The following is a 21,566-nucleotide window of genomic DNA, read 5'->3' on the forward strand; positions in this document are numbered from 1 at the left end:
GAATTAAAATATCCTCTGCTGGAGTGATCCTCTTGCCTTACCTATTGTTTTTTTTATCTCATCAGTAATTGGTCCAACGATTGAATCTCAGCATATGGTTTGATGTCCGTTTCATTTGTGAATTGATGGGGATTGAACCAAATACCCTTGATGTTAGCCCGTTGACAACCTCCAATATCCTTTTCTATATCATCTCCAACGAATAATGTAACTTCAGGCTGAACATGAAGCTGATGTAAGGCGTAGTCAAATATTCGTTTTTCGGGCTTGCTGTAACCCACTTCTTCAGAAATGATGATGTCATCAAAGCAACTATTTAACTGTGTATTTATGATTTTAGCTTTTTGTCTTTGAACTGTGCCATTTGTGATAATACCAACTTTTACATGCATTTTAATTGTTTGAATGATTTTCAACGTTTGTGGGTTGATCGAAAAACAATGAGGAAAATGATCATTCCAAAAATCTTGCATGTCATGGTGGGGCAGTCGAAAGCTTGGTGGAAATTCATCAAAAAACGATTGTAAAACAGTTGTTTTATCAGAAATGCCATAGTCTTTTTTATCGTATGCTTTAAATTTTTCTAACATGTCGTTTTTTACAGAATGCTGAAGATCCTGATAAAATCTATCTAAAATCAAGAAAAATAGATGATCGACGGCCTGATCTCGATTCAGTAAGGTATCATCTAAATCAAATAGCATCGCTTGAAAGCCTCTCAACTGTTTTCACACCCTTAAACTTTACTAGAAATGAAACGTTTGTTTGATGATTTTGGCTACTTCTTGTGCATCCAACTTTGTATTGTTTATTTTAATATAGTTCGAATACTGAATTTCACCATCTAATGAATTCAACCTGTATGAATCCATTGAATTTTTTAAGTCAGCTTCAGACCATTCAATATCTCTTTTAGATGGCTTATGCTTCAGTCGATTATCGCTTTTATTTCGTTCAAGTCGTTCTTCAAGATCAGCCTCAAGCTCCACATAGTAGACAGTACCACCTCGGGATTCAAACAACTGGGAAACTTGATTTACATAATCCCAGTCATCTTGTAGATTAAATGCCCAAACATACGTAAAAATCATGCCATACATATCGCTTTTTGAGGCTTCTTCAAATATCTCCTGACGAAACAAATGGACTAATCTTTTTCCTTCTTTCGTGCTGTAATCAAAAAAATGACCAACTAAATCAATCGTCATATGATTATGAAAAAGCTTCAAATCAGTAATTTTTGCCAATTCCTGCCCAACAGTCATCTTTCCCACTGCTTGGGGTCCAAAGATAAGAATAAGTTTCATCACTACCTCCAGTAAACGGTTTTCATAAGTTATTTTTTTACGTATGTTTATATTAACATAAATATCCAATCTTTGGATTGAGAATAAATAGATAAATGACGTTGAAAGAGTATATGTCTCTAGGGAATCAATAGAAGGTAGCATCCTGCTAAACTATATGTTGTATATTAAACTCATAGCTAGTGAACGAAAACAGGTCATTAAATAATGAAAGGAGGGGAGGAATGCTAGTACTGTGGAGTGCATCCTTGGTGATCGCGATTTTTGCCTTTGTTTTAGCAGTAGTTAAGCTTTCATGGATGTATATGATGGTTAGTACCATTACGTCCATACCCGCTACAAGTTATTTTATCGGAGCAACTAATGCTTGGAAGTATACTGGTTTAACCCCTCTTATCTTATTCATGTTGACAGTCGTTTTTTGGTTTTTAGAAAAACGGCAAGAATAGGAGAAGTGCTTTTTTCGAGGAGCCCCAACAGTTAGACATGTTGGGGTTTATTAAGTCCAATGATTAAAATTCCTTTATTCTATCTCTACATCAAAAATAAAAGATTGTTTTCCTTGCTTCACGTTGCTTTGACCTCATACAGATAATAATCCTCTTTCGTTGGCATGGATCATCTTCCATTTCTACAATTTCATTTGAATCGTCCTCATTTCATTTAATAACAGTAATAGAGACAGTGGATTTTGGTTAAGGTCAAATTTTAAAATTTTCTCTTTTTCTACTTCTAACGTTGCAAATTAATCTAATTTTCCTTTTTCTTGTAGTTGGCACTTGCGAAGAAAAATGTCATAGTGTAATATCTAACTAGTACACTATGACACGAGGTGTTGAGGTTGAAGAGTTTTGCAGGACTTTTGAAAAAAGAATGGGTACTTTATCGATCATGGTTTCTAGTGGCAGTTTTTACTGGCATCATGCTCACTTGGATTGTTCCCTATGTATTACATCAATTCGTTGATATTTTTGCCCATGCGCATCAGCTCGCATTTGCTTTTACGCTTATCGTACTATTCGTTGGTGGATTTTATTCTATATGGCAATTTTTAGCGAGTGTGCGGTTGGATATTAAAGCTAGGGAGAGCTGGCTTCATTCCACTAGTTCCATCACGAAGTTAATCGGGGCAAAGATGGTCTGTTCGCTTATAGGCTATTCATTGTTTAATACGATCTTTGTGAGTATCGCCATCTTTAATATAAAAGAAGAGCTTATTGCAAATATTGGACAAATTTTGTTTGTATTAGTATTAATTGTTATTATATTGACTTTATTCCAATTAATGCTATTTATTCTTCTCTTATTCTTCTTAGCTTTTTATTTGCAAATGAAGCATGTGATTGGCCGTTTTTCCATCGTGTTGACCATGCTTGCGTTTTATTTAACATCCACTGCCTGGGTTCATATAACGGAAAGCTCATTGTACCAAACGATTTTCCAGCATGGAGCTATTCCTTTACGTAAGATAGAACCTTTTTTACCACAATTAAAAGTTTCGACAATGGAATGGAAGCTCGGTTCATTGTATGCCGTAGAAGAAATAGCCTTTACCTTGTTGATGGTAGTGCTCTTTATAGTGGCATCCAGATGGCTTGAAAAGGTGGTTTTACGATGACGATAGATTTTTCGCGTGATAAACCTATTTATAGCCAGCTTGTCGATCGAATTTGTGGAGATATTTTAAAAGGGAAGCTAGAGCTTGGGGATCGGCTTCCTTCTGTTCGAGAATACGCGGTTGAAGCAGGGGTCAATGTCAATACGGTGCAACGTGTTTATAAGGAGTTAGAGGCAATGAATATTACGGAAACCAAACGAGGACAGGGTACATTTATTACCACGAATGAGAAACGTATTGAGTTGTTACGGGAAGATATGAAGAATCAGTTAGCTGAACATTTTTTACTGTCGATAGAAGCATTAGGATTTTCTAAGGAAGAAATGCTCATTGTTTTGAAAAATAAAGGGTGAGGTGAAGGGTATGCTACAGCTATCTAATGTGTCTTTTCAATATAAGAATAAGCCAATTTTACAGGATATAACCTTTTCCTTCCCTATTGGACAAATCATCGGACTTGTGGGGGAAAATGGTAGTGGGAAATCCACATTAATGAAAGTATTAGCTGGTTTACTACGACCTTCTGCAGGTGAAGTGACACTCAATGCAGAGCCCGTCACGCGTAGAAGTGCGGACCGAATTGCTTATTTACCAGATACGGATTTGTTTTTTGAGTACTTTACAGGTGAACAACTATTTCAGCATTATGCCTCACAGTTCGAGGATTTTTCCTATGACAAAGCCTGTATAGTAGCGGAATTTTTACAGGTTGATAAACAGGCTAAGCTACGCCAATTATCAAAGGGCAATCGTGGTCGGATGAAAATGGCTGCAACGCTTGGGCGAGAGGTTCCTTATTATGTAATGGATGAACCCTTTGCAGGGCTAGACCCTATCGTTCGAGAGCAACTGATTAAAGGCTTACTGCAATTTACTGATATCGAGAATCAAACCATCTTGTTGTCAACACATGAATTATATGAGGTAGAGCCGATTTTAGATCAAATTATATTGTTGCAAGCAGGGTCTATCACGGCTTATGAAGATGTCGAAATATTACGTGATGTGACCAATAAGGATGCGGTCGAGTGGATGAAAGGCTTTTATCGACCTTTCAACAAATGAAGCTACTGCTAAAGAAGAAAATTGACACTTTTTATGCTCAGGTGAAATGGATTAGAAAGGGTGAAAAAATATGACAGAACCAATTGTACAATTGCAAAATTTATCGAAGACCATTCGTGGGAAGCAATTAATACAGCAGTTAAATATTGATTTATATCCAGGACAAATTACAGGATTTTTAGGACCAAATGGTGCGGGGAAAACAACAACCATTCGAATGATGACGGGCCTTATGAAGCCAACAGAGGGCAAGGTATTGATTGATGGGCTATCCTTACAGGAGCATTATGAGGAAGCGATTAGTAAGGTTGGCGTTATTGTCGAAAACCCCGAAATGTATAAATTTATGTCAGGCTATAAAAATTTACTACATTTTGCACGTATGCATAAAAATGTAACGAAGGAACGAATTCAAGAGGTCGTTCAACAAGTCGGGCTCGAACATCGTATACATGAAAAGGTATCCACGTATTCTCTTGGTATGCGTCAACGACTAGGTTTAGCACAGGCACTATTGCATCGACCAAAGTTTTTAATCTTAGATGAACCAACGAATGGCTTAGATCCTGCTGGAATTCGAGAGTTTCGCATGTATCTTCGCAAGATTGCCTCAGAAGAGGGCGTTTCTGTATTTGTATCTAGTCACTTATTATCTGAAATTGAGCTAATGTGTGACCGCGTAGCAGTCATTCAAAATGGTAAGCTCATTGATCTACGTGATATCCATAATGAAAGCTCATCCTTTTATTATGTGGAGGCACAGCCAAAAGAGCAGGTATCTGCTTATCTTAAAGAGCATGATTACCAATTCGCTGCTGAAAATGGTGGCTATGTAGTGGAAATGACGAAGGAAAATGTTCCAGCCTTAATTACACAACTAGTGCAAGAAGGTATTCAACTATTTGCAATACAGCCACATCAAAAAACATTAGAGGATCAATTCTTAGAAATGACTGGAGGCGGACAAATTGCTGAAGCTAATTCAAAATGAGTGGATGAAATTATGGCATAAAAAAGGAACATGGGCAATGGTTGCGATGCTAATTCTTGTCATTCTCGTTCCAGCAGGGATCACTAAATATTATGAAGTAAAATCGACAGATGAAGGCTCATGGCAGGAAATGGAGCAGCAGGCCATTCAATCAAATAAAGAGATGCTTGCCAATGAGGAATTAACGGCGGAAGATAAGGTATATTTTGAGGAGCAGATTGCTCTTTCAGAATATCGCTTAGCTAATGATGCACCAAGCCAAACGGATAGTAGCCTTGCCAGCTTTATGTCCTTTACAAGCAATATGATTATACTTGTCACTTTATTTACAGTCATTACAGCCGCAAGTATTGTGTCGAGCGAATTTTCAACAGGTACCATTAAAATGCTGTTAACACGACCGATGTCTCGTGCAAAGGTGCTAACGTCTAAATTACTGACGACCTTCCTATTTGGTTTTTTATTATTTGTAGTCAACGTAGTGGTAAGTGCCATTGTTGGCTTCGTATTGTTCGGCATAGGAACAGGTGTTGAATTAGAAATCGTCAATGGGCAAGTAGCCGAGAAGGCCGTATGGAGTGATTTAGCGTATCATTATCTACTGTCTGGTGGAGATTTTGTGATGTCTACATTGTTTGCTTTTTTAGTAGGCTCTGTGTTCCGTTCAAGTTCATTAGCGATTGGTTTAACGATGTTCCTTTCCTTCACAGGTGGCATGATTGTGATGTTCTTAAGCCGCTACGACATTGTCAAATACATTTGGCTAACACATTCTGACTTAACACAGTATGAAAATGGTGGTGGCTCGATGATTGCTGATGTGACGATGCCATTCTCTTTAACCGTACTTGCTATTTATGCAGTCATTTTCCTTATTATTAGTTATACATCCTTTATGAAGCGTGATGTCACTGCATAAGTTAAATAAGAACTGTGCCCTAATTCTCATTGGGGTGCGGTTTTTTTTTTGCACAACACGAAATATTAAAAAAGTATTTATTTTTTTTCGAATTGCGCCTATAATAATAGCAACTTAGTGAAAACGCTTTTTTTTTACTAAAGTGGTCTAGACAACTATACCAAAGGGGGATAATGAATGTTTGCTTTCTTACAAAAAATCGGTAAGTCACTCATGTTTCCAATCGCTACTTTACCAGCAGCGGCCTTATTATTACGTTTAGGGTCAGGGGATATGCTTGGGGCAGTACCGAATGAAGCGATCCAGTACATTGCTAGTATTATGGCTGCTTCGGGGAATGCTATACTTGGCAATTTACCTATTATTTTTGCTATCGGTATTGCCATGGGATTAGCTCATGATAGCAGTGGGGGCGCAGCTCTTGCAGGGGCGATTGCTCATCTTGTGTTAATAGCCGTTTTAGGAACAGTTAATGAAGATTTAAATATGGGTGTGTTTGGTGGAATTATTGCCGGTATTACGGCAGGCTTATTATATAACAAATATTATAATGTGAAATTTCCAGAATGGTTATCATTCTTTGGCGGACGGCGCTTTGTACCGATTATCACATCGATAACGATGGCGATTTTAGGTAGTATTTTAGCAATCGTTTGGGGACCTATTCAAGGTGGTATTGATGCGGTCGGCAATTGGATGATTGGCGCTGGATCACTTGGTGTTGGGATGTACGGGTTCTTTAACCGACTTTTAATTCCAGTTGGTCTACACCACGTTATCAATACAATTATTTGGTTTGACTTCGGTGAATTTACCAATGCTGCAGGCGAAATAGTGAAAGGGGATATCAACCGCTTCTTAGCAGGGGATACATCAGCTGGACATTTCCAAGCTGGCTTCTTCCCAATCATGATGTTTGGTTTACCAGCAGCCTGTCTTGCGATGTACTTTACAGCGAAAAAGGAAAAACGTCCTATAGTAGGTGGGATGTTCGTTTCTATCGCTTTAACAGCCTTTTTAACAGGTGTGACAGAGCCGATTGAATTTTCATTTATGTTCTTATCACCAGTTCTTTATGGTATTCATGCTGTATTAACAGGTATTTCTCTTGCGGTTGCCTATATCGTTGGTTTCCGTGACGGTTTTGGATTCTCAGCAGGTTTAATTGATTACTTGCTGAACCTTGGTCTGGCAGATAAACCATTACTATTAATTCCTTTAGGCTTAGGCTTTGGTGCCATTTACTTTGTTGTATTCTATTTCTTAATCAAAAAATTAGACTTAAAAACACCTGGACGTGAAGACGATGATGAAGAGGAAGTGGAAGTCGATGCTTCTATTTCCGACGATGTCGATGTACGTGCATACTATACAATTGAAGCCTTAGGTGGAGAAGAAAATATTAAACAAATTGACTACTGTACGACACGCTTACGTATGTCTGTGCAGGATGCCAATATGGTGGATGAAAAAACATTAAAGCAGACTGGTGCACGAGGTGTTATGCGTATCAGTAAAACGAATGTTCAAGTAATCATTGGTACATCTGTTGAGTTTTTAGCTGAGGCCATGAAAGAACGTCTGAAAAAAGGCAACCCAGCACCTAAAAATGCAAAACTGCCAACAGCACAGCCTGTAGTGGAAAAAACAGCACATAATGAAACAACGACATTCCATGATTTTGAGATGCCGATGACAGGTGATTTGCTACCATTATCAGAAGTACCAGATGAGGCATTTTCTGCAGGCTTGATGGGACCTGGCTTTGGGATTCATCCAACTGACGGGACAGTTTATGCACCATTTGATGGTCAAGTGGTCATGATCTTCCCAACAAAACACGCCATTGGTTTGAAATCAGATACAGGCGTTGAAGTATTAATCCATGTTGGATTAGATACAGTCAAGCTGAATGGTGAAGGCTTTGAACTGTTTGTAACAGATGGTCAAACAATTAAACGAGGAGAGGCACTGTTAAAAGCAGACATTGCTCACATTAAAGATCAAGTACCTTCCGTGATTACACCAGTTGTTTTCACAAGTTTAATGGGGCAAGAGATTACACTTGAAAAATCGGGCTACCAGCGAGCAGGCTCAACAAATATTATTGCAATGAAAAAGTAACAATAAATGGGGCTGTTTGCTAAGGTACACATAAGCAATGTGAAAATTGTGAATGGACGCCTTTTCAACAGCCTTTGTTCAAGAAGGAGATGCTATTCTTGAGTTTATTAATTCGTAACATCACAGTGGTTAACGCAAATGGTCGAGATGAGCAAATGGATGTGTGGATGAAGGATGGCAAAATCGCTCAAATCGCCCAGCACATTGAAGTCAGTGGTGGGGATCGGTTAGATGGTTCAGGGAAATTTTTATTGCCAGGATTTATTGATATGCATATCCATGGCTCTGCTCGAATGGATGCAATGGATGCATCTGATGAAGGACTCCACACTATGGCGCAATCGCTTTTAAAAGAAGGTACGACCAGCTTTTTAGCTACAACGATGACACAAAGCTATGACAATATTGAGCGTGCTATTGCCAATATCGCACAGTTCCAGCCACAGCCCGATGAAGCGGAAGTGTTGGGCATTCATATTGAAGGACCATTTGTTTCGAAACAGCGTGCTGGTGCTCAACCTCTTGATTTTATTGTGCAGCCAGATCTAAATGTATTCACCAAATGGCAGGAACTAAGTGGTAATAAAATTAAGCAAATTACGCTGGCACCCGAAGAGCCTAATGGTATGTCAGCTGTGCAGAGTATTGCTGCTAGTGGTGTGATTGTATCGATTGGTCACTCGGATGCAACCTTTGAGCAAATGCAAGAGGCGGCGCAATTGGGTGCAACACAGGGGACACATTTATACAATCAAATGCGTCCATTCCACCACCGAGACCCAGGTGTTGTTGGCGGTGTTTTATTGCTAGAAGGCATAAAGGCGGAGATGATTGTTGATTTTATTCATATGCACAAGGGTGCAGTGGAAATGGCCTACCGCGTGAAAGGCGCAGATGGCATTATTTTAATTACTGATGCCATGCGTGCGAAGGGTATGCCATTTGGTGAATATGACTTAGGTGGTCAAATCGTTCATGTGACTGAGGCAGGAGCCCATCTAGCAAACGGTTCCTTAGCAGGTAGTATTTTAAAAATGGATCAAGCTGTACGAAACATGCACCTCGTAACAAATTGTACGCTTGAGGAGCTTGTGAAAATGTCGAGCTTTAATGCTGCTCAACAATTGAAATTAAGCACGAAGGGACAGCTTGTGCAAGGCTATGATGCAGATGCAGTCATTATAGATGCGCATTTAAATCTTCAGCAAACAATTAAGGGTGGCCACATTTTATTTGATGTGATGAAAGATAGCGAAGGTCGTTAATGTCTCTTTGACATACAAACATCCAGCATGAAACGATGGAAATGAAAAGGTGATAGATCATGAATACCTATTTTCAACAAGTTAATCGATATTTAACAATGGTGGCTCAACAGGAAAGTGAGCAAGTCATGCATGTAGCCAAGCAAATTGTTAAACGTCTCACACAGGGAGGTATTATCCAGCTGTTTGGCTCTGGGCATTCCATGTTATTAGCGCAGGAATGTTACTACAGAGCAGGTGGCCTAGTGCCTGTCAAACCGATACACATTGAATCGTTAATGCTGCATCAGGGTGCACGGCAATCCTCGCAAAATGAAAAAAAGCAGGCTTTTTTAGCCTCCTATAAGGATCAGCTCCAGTTTGATGACCAAGATGTTTGTATTATCATTTCAACATCCGCTAATAATCCAGCGCCCATTGATATGGCCATCTATGCCAAGGAAGCGGGCGCTTTGACCATATCATTGCAATCGCTGGAATATCAACAGCAGCCATCACGCCATCCTTCAGGCAAGCGTTTAGAGCACATTGTAGATGAAATTTTAAATACACATGTTCCATTAGGAGATGGTGTTTTAACAGTGGATCAGTTGCAGTATGCACCTGTATCAACGATCTTAGGTGCAACTTTATTAAATGCTTTATTTGCTGAAATTATTGAGCTTTTGCATGAACAGGGTGCAAATCTACCCGTGTTTGGTAGCAGCAATATTGGGAAAAACAATAACGATGCGCTCATTGATCAATATGGTCAACGTATTCATTTCTAAGGCAAAAAGGAGGATATTTGGTGATAATAAAAAGGTTTTCCTCAGTTGATGAGTTATACGCTCAGGCAGTAGCGACAATCGTGGAAGCGAAACAAAATGGAGCGACAACGTTCGGGTTAGCTACTGGTGGAACAATGGAACCGTTGTATGCTAAAATCTGTAAAACGGATATTGATTTTTCAGATTGCACGAGCTTTAATTTGGATGAATATGTTGGACTTGAGGCAACGCACGAGCAAAGCTATGCCTATTACATGAACAAGCATTTATTTTACCAAAAACCATTTCAAGCATCCTATTTACCGAATGGTTTAGCAGCCGATCCTTTAGAGGAAGCAGCACGCTATGAAGCATTGTTGCAACAGCATTCCTTAGATTTCCAATTGCTTGGTATTGGTCAAAATGGTCATATCGGCTTCAATGAGCCAGGTACACCCTTTGATTCCTTGACACATTTAGTGACACTGGAGGAATCTACTCGCCAAGCCAATGCACGCTTCTTTTCATCGATTGATGAGGTGCCCACACATGCATACACAATGGGGATTCAGTCCATTATGCGAGCAAAGTGCATTTTGTTAATTGCAGTGGGAGAAACTAAGCGAGACGTTTTACAGCGTGTGCTGGCATTAGATTATACAGAGGATGTACCAGCAAGTGCTTTGTCCAAACATCCAAATGTTATCATTTTAACAGACTTACAAGAAGAGGAGAATAAATTATGAAAACACAACAATTTACAGTAGTCGATCCTTTAGGAATTCATGCACGTCCGGCAAGTCAGCTTGTAGCGAAAGCTACACCGTTTGCTTCTTCAATTGAAGTACGTACAGAAGAAAAAGCAGCTAATTTAAAATCCATTTTAGGTGTTATGGGGTTAGCCCTAAAACAAGGTTCACAATTTACACTTGTTGTAGAGGGGGAAGATGAAGAGCAAGCATTTGCAGCATTAGCGACACTCATGACAGAAATGGGGCTTGCACAATGACACAACTCTCTGGTATTGCCGCTTCAGACGGCATTGCCATTGCGAAAGCATATCGTTTTGTCCAACCAGATTTAACCTTCACGAAAACAACTGTTCAGGATATCGAGGCAGAGCAGCAACGTTTAGCAGCCGCTCTTGCCAAAGCAGAGCAAGAATTAGTGGCGATTCAACAGCAAACAGTAGAAAAATTTAGTGCAGAAGAAGCGGCCATTTTTGAAGCCCATTTATTAGTGCTGAAAGATCCAGAATTAATTGGGCCAATCAAACAAAAAATGGCAGATGAAGCGGTAAACGCAGAATATGCGTTACATGACGTTTCAACGATGTTTGTAACATTATTTGAAAGTATGGATGACGAATACATGAGTGCGCGTGCATCAGATATTAAAGATGTGACAAACCGTATTTTAGCGCATTTACTCTGTGTACATATTCCAAATCCAAGTCATATTAATGAACAGGTTATTATTGTCGCCAATGATTTGACACCTTCAGAGACTGCCCAATTGGACCGAAACTTTGTCCTTGGTTTTATTACAGATATTGGTGGCCGTACTTCTCATTCTGCAATCATGGCACGTTCATTAGAAATTCCGGCAGTAGTAGGGGCAGGGACAGCAACATCAACGATTCAAGATGGTGATCTATTAATTGTAGATGGTTTATCAGGTCAAGTGATTGTCAACCCAACGGCAGATGTTATGGCTGAATACGAAGAAAAGGCACAAAACTATCGTACGCAGCAAGCGGAGTGGTCAACATTAGTGAACGAGCAAACGCTGTCCAAAGACGGTGTACATGTAGAACTGGCAGCCAACATCGGATCGCCGAGTGATTTAGATAGTGTGTTACGCCATGGGGCAGAAGGAATTGGCCTATATCGTACAGAGTTTTTATATATGGGCCGAGAAAACCTGCCATCAGAGGAAGAACAATTTAGCGCTTATAAAACGGTCATTGAAGGAATGAACGGTAGACCAGTTGTTATTCGAACACTGGATATCGGTGGAGATAAACATTTACCGTACTTACCTTTACAAGAAGAAATGAATCCATTCCTAGGTCATCGTGCCATTCGACTTTGTTTAGATCAACAAGAGCTATTCCGTACACAATTGCGTGCATTACTTCGTGCATCTGTATATGGCAGCTTAAAAATCATGTTTCCGATGATTGCAACTATTCGAGAGTTCCGTGATGCTAAAGCGATTTTATTAGAAGAACAAGAAAAGCTTGTAGCATCAGGAATTGCGGTTAGCTCGGACATTGAAATTGGGATGATGGTGGAAATTCCAGCGACAGCCGTGATGGCCGATATCTTTGCGAAAGAAGTGGACTTCTTCTCCATCGGCACCAATGATTTAATTCAATATACGATGGCGGCAGATCGCATGAATGAAAAAGTTGCGTATTTATATCAACCATATAATCCAGCAATTTTACGCTTGATTCAAATGGTCATTAAGGCAGCACATAAAGAGCAAAAATGGGTAGGGATGTGTGGTGAAATGGCAGGCGATGAGCTTGCTGTTCCATTGTTACTCGGCTTAGGCTTAGATGAATTCTCAATGAGTGCAACCTCCATTTTAAAAACACGCTCCTTGCTAAAGCAATTATCTGTTTCAGAGATGCAAGCTTTAGCGGCAGAGGCTTTACAGCTAGCGACAGCCGAAGAGGTTATCGAGAAAGTTAAGCAAGCTGTGAAATAAATGATCTTAAAAACCATCTACCGAAATGAATTGTGGTAGATGGTTTTTGGCTTTACTTCAACGATTTATTTAAACTGTTGATGATTAAAGGTACCTCTAACAAGTCATCGATGATGGCATCGGCTTTAACATGATCCCATTGAGAATCCCTTTTCCAAATGCCTTTCATTCCAACACGCTGTGCACCTTTCACATCATTTTCAGGATGATCTCCAATAAAAATACATTCATTTGGGAGCACATGTAGCTTTTCTAATGCTCTATTAAATATCTCGGGGTTTGGTTTTTTAATCCCTTCCCACTCGGATACTAATATGACATCAACATACTTGTCTATTCCTAACGCTTTCATATTATCCATTTGGAATTGCCCATAGCTATTGGTAATGATGCCCAAGGCGATATGGTCGCTTTTCAATTTTTCTAACATATGAAGAAGATGAGGAAAAGGAACACAGTGATTGTTGAAATTATTAATGTAATCTTGAAGAAGTTCTTCCCATGATAGTGTGTCTATATTAAATTCAGCAACAAGTTGCTGATAGACTGTATCCTTCCATACATATCCCCGCTGATCTAATTGGATAAAACGAGACATATAGCGCTCTTTTGGAATATGTTTTACTAATTCGCCTAGGCGGTCATATTGCTTCTCTATGAAGTTTTTTACGGAGGCATCTCTATTTAATAACGTTCCATCTAAATCAAATAATGCTGCTTTTATTTCCATGACCTACACTCCTTTTTATATAAAAAAATAGTTGAAGATTTCCTCAACTATTTTTTCTAGGATCTAGATATGTTTGGAGATGATTTGCTGAAGCTTCGCCTGGAGTGCAGGTACGTCATGCATAGTAATGGTTGTTCGAACATAGCTTTCATCCATATCTAATGCCTCCGCAAAGAAGCTACCAATGCCTCTTACTTTACGATCAATTTGCATGTAAATTTCTGCTGAGTGGTTGGATTGAGAAAGGAAGACGATTTCAAGCTCATCTAAATGTCCTCTAAATGGACCTGTTGGCACAAATTCAAACTCCTGCACAAATGGGTAATAGCCTCGGAAGCGGGAAGGGGCTTGTTGGCATTCCGCTTCACGTAAACGAAAACCTAACCCACGAATAGCATCTAGGATGTGGTCTGCCAGCATTGTTGGCTCCACTCGAATATAATCCTTATCACTTGGATCGACAGCGTTCTTTATATCAAGACCTGTTTGAATCCAGACCTGTGTTTTACCTGCAGTAATGGGTGTTTCAAATGGCAGTGTGAGCGAAATTGGAAAGATCTTTTCCTCACCAGCACCTAGTAAGAACGGCTCTGACACTTTCAATTTTTGCAGTGTGGCAACCTCTGTATGTTTATGGTCATTCGACTCTCGAATATAAGTTGTATTAACTGATAGATAGATCGTATCGACTTGCTGCTCAACTTGACCACCACGCACGATAATTTCGCCTTGCATGACCTCACCAGCGCGATAAGTATCCTTTTCTAATCGAGTATCCACTGTTGCTGAACCGATTCCAATACTTGCTAATGCTTTATGAAAAAAAGACATCTTTCATTCCTCCTACTGACATGTTTAGCTATACATACGCACAGATGGAAAAAAGGTTTCAAGGCTAGCCAATTTTTCGCTATACTATTTGAAAAGCGAAAGAGGGAAAGGAATGGAAAGTAGCAGCCAAAGACGGAGAACTTTAGGTTTTTTTGTTCATGGCTGCACCATTTATTCACATTTTCATTTTATAATGGTAAAAGTAGTACTAGATAGAAGGTGTGTTTATATGTATCGTATGATGTCAGCTGTCAGTCAGTTTATAAGCGATCCTATTTCACAATTTTTAAATGGCTATGAGCATTCTGCATTTGCTATGACCGTTCTTCTGGGCCTTCTTGGTGCACTTGCTCCGTGTCAGTTAACGGGTAATATGAGTGCAATAACGTATTATGGCAATCGAACATTACAACTGAAAAGTAACTGGCAGGAGATTGTGCTCTTTATGCTTGGGAAAATGCTTGTATTTAGCGGTCTTGGACTATTCGCTTGGCTTTTTGGTCAATCCTTTGAAACAAAGATGACTCAATACTTTCCCATCTTTCGTCAAGCTATTGGACCAATCATGCTGATAACAGGTCTCGTGCTAATAGGTCTATTCAAATTAAAGTTTTTATATCGCCTATCCTCTCTATTACCGCCAGTTGTAAAAGCAGGGAAATTGGGCTCCTTCCTCATGGGCGCTAGTTTTGCCATTGCCTTTTGTCCAACCATGTTTGTGCTATTTTTTGGGTGGTTAATGCCAATTGTTGCAAGCACTCCCTATGGCTTAATTTTGCCCAGTGTATTTGGGGTGGCAACTTCTATACCACTCATTTTGCTACTCGTCTTTATTTATCTATTTGATGCAAAGCGTCTTATAATGCGGACAAGCATAAAGCTAGGGAGGGGAATACAAATAGTGGCAGGAATATTGTTAGTATTCATTGGTATGACAGATACGATCACCTATTGGGGGATGTAAAATCCAAAACCACTTACCAAGCAGATTGATAAGTGGTTTTTATCAAAATAAATAGAAAAAGAATAGCTAATCATTCAACATTTGCCTCTGAATCGCTCCATTTATAGTAAACAAATTTTTGGCTTTGTCCATTCATGTCAAATTCATCATCACTCGTGCCAATGTATTTAAATCCATTTTTCTCTAATATTTTTTGAGAGGCAATATTATTCGTCGTTGTTTTCGCTGCAATATGTTTGATTCCTAGATTGCTTACCATTGCCAATAATAACTTTAACGCCTTATTCGCCAATCCTTTACCTATATGCTCTTCGCCAACTCTATAACCAACATGGCCAAGCTGTTGACTTTTATCAATATCAACTAAATTTATTCTTCCAACAATTTGTCCATTGTCATTTTTTATTAAATAAAAATAAGATATGTCTTGGGCTTGTTCTTCTATTAATAGCTCATTTTTCTCTTTAAAAATTTTATACTCATAATAATCATGTCCACGACTAGGTACCATTTTTTCGAAATATGTCCTATTTTTAAGCTCAAATTCATATAAACGCTCAAGATCAGCGTGTTCTAATTTTTCTAGTATAATATTCATATAATCCCCTTTTTCTATTTAAGTAAAATAATGTTTAGTTTGAGATAAAGCTGTCAGCATGGAGATGCTCACAATACTCTCTGATTAAAGTCCAGTCATTTTACTCTTTGCGGAATCGTTGAATAAATAATTTGACAACATCAAGTAGTTTTCCTTCGATTTCAAACGTGACCCAAAACGTTGCAATCACTTCATTTTCAGTTGCAGGGGTGATATGCAGTACTTTAAAATGCCATTTTGGTTGACGACCTTCATATTGCTGATACGCTTGTTCCCAGCCCATTTTTGCCTCCTCGTAGCCCCAATCCGAAATATTGGCTTCTGGTCCTGCCCAGCGTATGGCGATTTCCTTTGACAAAAAGGCATTCATTTCTTCGGCATTACAGCCATTCCAAACATCTTGATAGTGTTGGAAAAAGTGTTCAAACTCTTTGAGTAATGTATCTGTAGCTGGCATGAAAATACCTCCCGTAGAATTGTCTTTATTTTATGGTTCTAATAAAAGATTCCGTTCCTGAGAGTGGTTATATATAGAATAACATAAATTCCAATATTATGAATTATCTAATAACAAAAAGGTAGCTGATGTTTGCTTTTATTAAAAGTAAGTTATAATTATCCACATTTTAGTTATACCAAGGAGATGTATCGATAGTAGAGCTGCTATTTCATCGGTAATGAAAACACATTTTTTTCAATCTACACTAGGTACAGATTGTTCAAAATATGCCTTGTTTCCACCTAATACCTTGGATACTATAATGGTAAGGAATTAATTAATTGGATTACTATGCCAAAAAAGTAGCTCATTATGATGAATGGAGCGCTTAGTCGATTGTGGAGATACTAAAGGTTGTCTGTGTCAATAGGAAGTGTTTTACACAGTACGTAAAACTATTTGTTGGACTCTCAGTTCTATGTTCAAAAGTTGGAGGAATAGAAAATCTATGAACATCTCTCTTAAAAAGACAATAAAGTTACTTGCATTGCTCATTTTGTTAGTAACAATTACAGGCTGCACCACAAAGCCTGTATTTTCAAATGCCGATCAATCTTTATCTAATCAACACCAAGGTACTGCTCCTAAAACCGAGACCATAAATGAAACGTTACCTGCTGAAGTGACAACATCAAACCCAGCGGTTGAGTATGAACCTGCCTGGCCAGATCGAGCGGTAAAGTCTTCTAGAGGACATCTTGTGAATAGTTGTGTTCCAGATGAGCTACGCGATCAAGCAACTACACTGACTACCAGTGATGGGGTATATCTTTCGGCACTTGTGCTTGGTAGCGGAAATAAAGGAGTCCTACTAGCACATGAGCAAGGTTATTCCATTTGCTCTTTTCTTGACATGGGAACGGAACTGGCAGACAACGGCTATTTAGTTATTATTCCTGAATATCGTAATCACGGTGCCTCACATAAAATCGAACTAAATGAACATATAGAGCTTGATGCAGAAGTAGCCTTAAACGAACTAAAACGAATGGGTGCAAAAAGAGTATTTTAGGCAGGAGCATCATGTGGTGGTACAACAGCAATCGTTGCAGGCGTCCGTCAAGAGCTTCCTATTGAGGGACTAATTATTCTTTCTTCTCCTGCACAATGTTCAAACCTTGATGCAATTCCAAGTGTCAAAGAGATTAAAGCACCATCCTTGTTTGTTTTTTCACCTGGTGATTATGGAGGCAGTATTGAAAAACATGTGCGCCAATTATATCAAGAATCTGGAGCAACTGATAAAGAGCTAATTGTGGACGAGAGCGGTTATCACGGAACAGATATGTACCACAGGGGGCAGGACGGTGACGTATTAAAGACGCGACTCATTGACTTTGTTAAAAAGGAATTTAAATGATGTGTACTCAAAAAGAGGATGGTAATAACCCAATCTAATTTAATGTAACAAGGGCTACTCATGGAATATGCAAAGCTTACCTGGTAAACAGAAGAAAGGACATGCTTTATTGGAGTTACATTAAAATGGGCATTACTGTTTTTGGCCAAATTGAATATGTAATGTGATCGTACTGTAAGTTTTTCAATAAGCGATGCAATAATGAGGAAAAAAGGTAGCTGATGTTTGAATCAGCTACCTTTTGTTATTAATCAAGCCTTGTTAACGTTTTGCCACTCCAACCAAAAATGACGGTTAGAATAGGCCCTAGTAGACAGAAGAAGGTAAAGGGAAGATAAGCTAACGTAGATATATCAAGAACACTTGCTATGAAAATACCACAAACACTCCAAGGGACAAGAGGATTGACTACCGTACCTGCATCCTCCATCACGCGAGAAAGATTTTTTGGGGCCAAGCCAACCTTCGCAAATTGTGCTTTAAATGCCTCACCCGTTAATAAAATGGATAGGTACTGCTCACCGATCAATGTATTGACACCGATGCCCGTAATCGCTGCACCTGTAATAACAGAGCCAGCACTTTTAAACAAGCTTTCAACTTTCGTTAAGATGCTTTGAATAATGCCTAGTGTAAATAGTAAGCCACCCATTGTTAAGGCAAGTAAAACAAGAGCAATGGTAAATAGCATACTATTCATTCCACCACGAGTTAGCAGAGCATCTATTTCTTTATTACCAGTTTGAGAGACATAGCCATCAAAAAGCATCTTGAAGACATCTGCAGCTGGCAATGGGTCATGAATATAGGCAAGTCCTACTCCCAGAATAGACACGACTGCCAGTGTAATGATAGCTGGTGCTTTATAAAAAGTCATAATAACGAGTACGGCAATAGGTAATAATGTATACCAATGAATAAGTCCTGTAGAGAGTAATCCTTCTTTAAATTGCTCCACTGTATCAAACGAAGTAGCTGCTCCTGTTGGTGATAAAATAGCGTACAGCACAAAGGAAATCAGGAAAGCAGGAATCGTAGTCCAACCCATATTTTTAATATGCTCAAATAAATCTACTCCAACCGTACCAGAGGCAAGATTAGTTGTATCTGATAAAGGTGACATTTTATCACCAAAGAAGGCACCAGAAACAATTGCTCCAGCTGTGATAGTTAACGAGATGTCCATAGCACCTGCAATGCCCATAAAGGCCACACCGACAGTGGCTACTGTTGTTAAGGAGCTACCGACAGACACACCGACAATGCTACAAATTAAAAAGACAATAGCAAAGAAAAAGTTAGGTGAAACGGTTAAAAAACCATAATAGATAAGGGTAGGAATCGTTCCTCCCATAATCCAGCTCGAAATCAAGATGCCAATAAAGAAAAAGATAAATACAGCGCCAAGTCCAGCACTAGCACCTGCAATCATACCGCCTTCAAGATCACGAAAGGGTACTTTTTTTAGTAGTCCATAGGCTAGTAAAAGTGAAATGACTAGAAAAATGGGAATGTGGGGTGTTGCTTTTAAATAGCCGATACTAAAAGCCATTGTGGCTATAATGATAAGTATAATAAAGCCTGCCTCAATAAATCGAGGGTTACTCTTAGCTTCTATTCGAAACATGTGAATCCTCCTAATAAACTTTTGCGCTTCAATGCGGTGAAGCCCAAAAGTATTATAGCACGCTAATAATTTTTGTCAATTGACAGAAATTTGGAGGTCTTATCATCTCGATATTTGCAGCGATTGTGTATAAGCAGTTAGAACGTCGAGCATAACAAGCATAAGAGCGAATAATACTCTCGATAAAAGACAAAAAATAACAATGAAATTCCATCATTTTTATGTAAATTTCGTTTACAATTCCTTAACATTTCACATCATAAACAAAAAAGCAGAAAAAAGTTCATTTCAAGTGTTTTTGTAAAAACAAAAGAAAAAATGGTCATATTTAAAGAAAAAACACTGATTTTTATTAACAGATTTCCAGCGTTTTCAACTTGAAAAACAGCTTAAAAATAAATGTGGCAAATTTTATATTACATTTTTGTAAAATCAATATCTTTGTGTTTAAAATTTTGTAGAATTGTGTAAATGTTTTGTTATGATGATTCAGAAATCCACAAATTAATTTTTACTTAACAGGAGGAACAGGATGTTCAACTCAAATAAGCAAGATCCATTTTTTCAGTCTTTATTAAAAATCGCAAAAAATGTGAATGAAGGTATTTATTATGCACACAATGCCCGCATTCAAGATGATATAGATTCTTTAAAAGAAATTGCAGATACAATGAAGCAGTATGAAACAAGTGGAGATAAATTAATTCATGAACTCATTGTGATGCTAAATAAATCTTTTATGACGCCAATCGAGCGTGAGGATATTTTAGCATTAGCGAATAAACTTGATGATGTCATTGATGGAATGGAAGGCTGTATTGCTCATTTCAATATGTATAACTTAACAGAAGTAACAGAGCCTATGCGCCAATTCCTTTCATATATTGCCAAGAGTACAGATGAAATGGTACAAGCCATGGAACTTTTAAATAGTAAAAAGCTTGTAGAAATGCGTAAACATGCTATTCAAATTAAGGATAATGAGCGTGAATGTGATGAAATTTTCCGTTCTTCGATGAAGCAGTTATTTATCCAGGAAAAAGATCCAATGCGCTTAATTGTCTTCAAAGATATTTACGAGCAATTTGAGGATATTGCGGATAGCTGCCAAACAGTAGCAAACACAATTGAAACAATAATTATGCGTAATGCGTAAGATGGAGTGTACGAAATGGATACGATCTTATTAATCACCATACTAGTCGTTATATTCGCGCTTGTATTCGACTTTATTAACGGCTTCCATGATACAGCAAATGCCATTGCCACTTCTGTATCAACACGTGCATTAAAGCCACGTACAGCCGTATACATGGCTGCGGTAATGAACTTCGTCGGAGCGATTACATTCGTTGGGGTAGCAAAAGCGTTAACAAAAGATATTGTAGACCCATTTACCTTAAATGCTTATGATGGCGATATTACGGGGTCGGTCGTTATTTTAGCGGCCTTATTATCAGCCATAACATGGAATTTACTTACATGGTATTTTGGGATTCCATCAAGTTCTTCTCATACGTTAATTGGTTCTGTTGCAGGTGCAGCCATTGCGGCAGCCGGATTTGATATTTTGAACTATGCTGGGTTTATTAAAATTATCCAAGCATTAATTTTTTCACCACTACTAGCTTTTGCAGCTGGTTTCCTGATGATGACAATATTGAAGGTCATCTTTAAGGATATGAATTTATACCGTACGAATAAAGGCTTCCGAACAATGCAAATCGGGACGGCAGCCTTACAATCATTCACACACGGAACAAACGATGCGCAAAAAGCCATGGGGATTATCACACTCGCTTTAATTGCGGGTGGTCTACACCAAGGAGATGATATTCCATTCTGGGTACGTTTTGCAGCGGCCACAGCAATGGGTCTTGGTACATCTGTAGGTGGTTATAAAATCATCAAAACCGTTGGTGGTAAGATTATGAAAATTCGCCCAGTGAATGGGGTAGCGGCTGACTTAGCTTCTGCTTCGATCATCTTCGGTGCGACATTAATTCACTTACCAGTTTCTACAACACATGTTATTTCTTCTTCTATCATGGGTGTAGGTACCGCACACCGTGTCAAAGGCGTTAAATGGGGAATGGCACGTAAAATCGTCACAACATGGGTCATCACCATGCCAATATCAGCTGTCATGGCCGCGTTAATTTACTATATTTTAAGTCTATTTTTCTAGTTCGCTAAGGAAT

The 21,566-nt window shown here is 38.7% G+C and carries 23 protein-coding genes; 16 read left to right on the plus strand and 7 right to left on the minus strand.

Translation table 11 applies throughout. The features are described from left to right. Positions 1 to 53: 53 nt before the first annotated feature. Both MKY49_RS08570 and MKY49_RS08575 read right to left on the minus strand, forming a co-directional pair. Positions 54 to 704: an HAD family hydrolase gene (locus tag MKY49_RS08570; protein ID WP_312507071.1), complete on the minus strand. Its 651-nt coding sequence runs from the start codon at positions 702 to 704 to the stop codon at positions 54 to 56. A gap of 42 nt (positions 705 to 746) precedes the next feature. Beyond that, positions 747 to 1,307, minus strand: coding sequence for an AAA family ATPase (locus MKY49_RS08575; protein WP_274797299.1), 561 nt, complete (start codon positions 1,305 to 1,307; stop codon positions 747 to 749). A 224-nt stretch (positions 1,308 to 1,531) separates the two neighbouring features. On the opposite strand from MKY49_RS08575, the gene MKY49_RS08580 reads away from it, so the two are divergent. The 12 genes from MKY49_RS08580 to ptsP all read left to right on the plus strand — a co-directional run bounded on the left by MKY49_RS08580 (position 1,532) and on the right by ptsP (position 12,756). Then, on the plus strand, positions 1,532 to 1,756 hold the full coding sequence (locus MKY49_RS08580; RefSeq protein WP_322606213.1) for a hypothetical protein: 225 nt from the start codon (positions 1,532 to 1,534) through the stop codon (positions 1,754 to 1,756). Positions 1,757 to 2,139: 383 nt separating this feature from the next. After that, the gene (locus MKY49_RS08585) at positions 2,140 to 2,925 is read left to right on the plus strand and encodes a hypothetical protein (protein ID WP_341385966.1); all 786 of its coding nucleotides are present in this window, start codon (positions 2,140 to 2,142) and stop codon (positions 2,923 to 2,925) included. Continuing rightward, positions 2,922 to 3,278 (plus strand): GntR family transcriptional regulator, encoded by a 357-nt coding sequence (locus MKY49_RS08590; protein ID WP_274796714.1) that lies wholly within the window; start codon positions 2,922 to 2,924, stop codon positions 3,276 to 3,278. The genes MKY49_RS08585 and MKY49_RS08590 overlap by 4 nt, the downstream gene beginning before the upstream one ends. A gap of 10 nt (positions 3,279 to 3,288) precedes the next feature. Next, positions 3,289 to 3,990, plus strand: coding sequence for an ABC transporter ATP-binding protein (locus tag MKY49_RS08595; RefSeq protein ID WP_322611768.1), 702 nt, complete (start codon positions 3,289 to 3,291; stop codon positions 3,988 to 3,990). Positions 3,991 to 4,060: 70 nt separating this feature from the next. After that, positions 4,061 to 4,981 (plus strand): ABC transporter ATP-binding protein, encoded by a 921-nt coding sequence (locus tag MKY49_RS08600; RefSeq protein WP_274796716.1) that lies wholly within the window; start codon positions 4,061 to 4,063, stop codon positions 4,979 to 4,981. Beyond that, the gene (locus MKY49_RS08605; protein ID WP_341385967.1) at positions 4,959 to 5,900 is read left to right on the plus strand and encodes an ABC transporter permease; all 942 of its coding nucleotides are present in this window, start codon (positions 4,959 to 4,961) and stop codon (positions 5,898 to 5,900) included. The genes MKY49_RS08600 and MKY49_RS08605 overlap by 23 nt, the downstream gene beginning before the upstream one ends. 177 nt (positions 5,901 to 6,077) lie before the next feature. Next, positions 6,078 to 8,024: an N-acetylglucosamine-specific PTS transporter subunit IIBC gene (nagE, locus tag MKY49_RS08610; RefSeq protein WP_341385968.1), complete on the plus strand. Its 1,947-nt coding sequence runs from the start codon at positions 6,078 to 6,080 to the stop codon at positions 8,022 to 8,024. Between the two features lie 98 nt (positions 8,025 to 8,122). After that, positions 8,123 to 9,289 carry an N-acetylglucosamine-6-phosphate deacetylase gene (gene nagA / locus MKY49_RS08615; RefSeq protein WP_407133609.1) on the plus strand — a complete coding sequence of 389 codons (1,167 nt, stop codon included), beginning with the start codon at positions 8,123 to 8,125 and terminating at the stop codon, positions 9,287 to 9,289. A gap of 59 nt (positions 9,290 to 9,348) precedes the next feature. Continuing rightward, the gene (locus MKY49_RS08620) at positions 9,349 to 10,059 is read left to right on the plus strand and encodes an SIS domain-containing protein (RefSeq protein ID WP_274796720.1); all 711 of its coding nucleotides are present in this window, start codon (positions 9,349 to 9,351) and stop codon (positions 10,057 to 10,059) included. A gap of 20 nt (positions 10,060 to 10,079) precedes the next feature. Continuing rightward, positions 10,080 to 10,784 carry a glucosamine-6-phosphate deaminase gene (locus tag MKY49_RS08625; RefSeq protein WP_341385970.1) on the plus strand — a complete coding sequence of 235 codons (705 nt, stop codon included), beginning with the start codon at positions 10,080 to 10,082 and terminating at the stop codon, positions 10,782 to 10,784. Then, complete coding sequence (locus MKY49_RS08630; RefSeq protein WP_274796723.1) at positions 10,781 to 11,047, plus strand: HPr family phosphocarrier protein; 267 nt, start codon at positions 10,781 to 10,783, stop codon at positions 11,045 to 11,047. Before MKY49_RS08625 ends, MKY49_RS08630 begins: the two co-directional genes overlap by 4 nt. Then, positions 11,044 to 12,756, plus strand: coding sequence for a phosphoenolpyruvate--protein phosphotransferase (gene ptsP, locus MKY49_RS08635; protein ID WP_341385971.1), 1,713 nt, complete (start codon positions 11,044 to 11,046; stop codon positions 12,754 to 12,756). The genes MKY49_RS08630 and ptsP overlap by 4 nt, the downstream gene beginning before the upstream one ends. A gap of 52 nt (positions 12,757 to 12,808) precedes the next feature. Here the strand turns inward: ptsP and MKY49_RS08640 are convergent, their stop codons facing one another. Together MKY49_RS08640 and MKY49_RS08645 are read right to left on the minus strand one after the other, a co-directional pair. Next, entirely contained in the window at positions 12,809 to 13,486 is a 678-nt protein-coding gene (locus tag MKY49_RS08640; protein WP_341385972.1) for an HAD family hydrolase, read from the minus strand. A 63-nt stretch (positions 13,487 to 13,549) separates the two neighbouring features. Continuing rightward, on the minus strand, positions 13,550 to 14,317 hold the full coding sequence (locus MKY49_RS08645) for a sporulation protein (protein ID WP_274796726.1): 768 nt from the start codon (positions 14,315 to 14,317) through the stop codon (positions 13,550 to 13,552). A gap of 229 nt (positions 14,318 to 14,546) precedes the next feature. On the opposite strand from MKY49_RS08645, the gene MKY49_RS08650 reads away from it, so the two are divergent. Next, entirely contained in the window at positions 14,547 to 15,281 is a 735-nt protein-coding gene (locus MKY49_RS08650) for an urease accessory protein UreH domain-containing protein (RefSeq protein WP_341385973.1), read from the plus strand. Positions 15,282 to 15,351: 70 nt separating this feature from the next. Here MKY49_RS08650 and MKY49_RS08655 read toward each other — a convergent pair whose 3' ends face one another. Next, complete coding sequence (locus tag MKY49_RS08655) at positions 15,352 to 15,879, minus strand: GNAT family N-acetyltransferase (protein ID WP_274796729.1); 528 nt, start codon at positions 15,877 to 15,879, stop codon at positions 15,352 to 15,354. A gap of 100 nt (positions 15,880 to 15,979) precedes the next feature. After that, the gene (locus tag MKY49_RS08660; RefSeq protein ID WP_341385974.1) at positions 15,980 to 16,336 is read right to left on the minus strand and encodes a hypothetical protein; all 357 of its coding nucleotides are present in this window, start codon (positions 16,334 to 16,336) and stop codon (positions 15,980 to 15,982) included. Between the two features lie 490 nt (positions 16,337 to 16,826). Between MKY49_RS08660 and MKY49_RS08665 the strand changes: the two genes are divergently transcribed. Further along, on the plus strand, positions 16,827 to 17,390 hold the full coding sequence (locus tag MKY49_RS08665) for a hypothetical protein (protein WP_341385975.1): 564 nt from the start codon (positions 16,827 to 16,829) through the stop codon (positions 17,388 to 17,390). Between the two features lie 595 nt (positions 17,391 to 17,985). Here the strand turns inward: MKY49_RS08665 and nhaC are convergent. Continuing rightward, entirely contained in the window at positions 17,986 to 19,365 is a 1,380-nt protein-coding gene (nhaC, locus tag MKY49_RS08670) for a Na+/H+ antiporter NhaC (RefSeq protein WP_312507052.1), read from the minus strand. Positions 19,366 to 19,897: 532 nt separating this feature from the next. Here nhaC and MKY49_RS08675 point away from each other — a divergent pair. Together MKY49_RS08675 and MKY49_RS08680 are read left to right on the plus strand one after the other, a co-directional pair. Then, positions 19,898 to 20,521, plus strand: a complete 624-nt coding sequence (locus MKY49_RS08675) for a DUF47 domain-containing protein (RefSeq protein ID WP_274796733.1) — start codon at positions 19,898 to 19,900, stop codon at positions 20,519 to 20,521. Between the two features lie 15 nt (positions 20,522 to 20,536). Next, positions 20,537 to 21,553, plus strand: a complete 1,017-nt coding sequence (locus tag MKY49_RS08680; RefSeq protein WP_274796734.1) for an inorganic phosphate transporter — start codon at positions 20,537 to 20,539, stop codon at positions 21,551 to 21,553. Positions 21,554 to 21,566 lie beyond the last annotated feature (13 nt).

It is taken from the genome of Lysinibacillus sp. FSL M8-0134, assembly GCF_038069745.1.
GTDB classification, from domain to species: domain Bacteria; phylum Bacillota; class Bacilli; order Bacillales_A; family Planococcaceae; genus Lysinibacillus; species Lysinibacillus irui.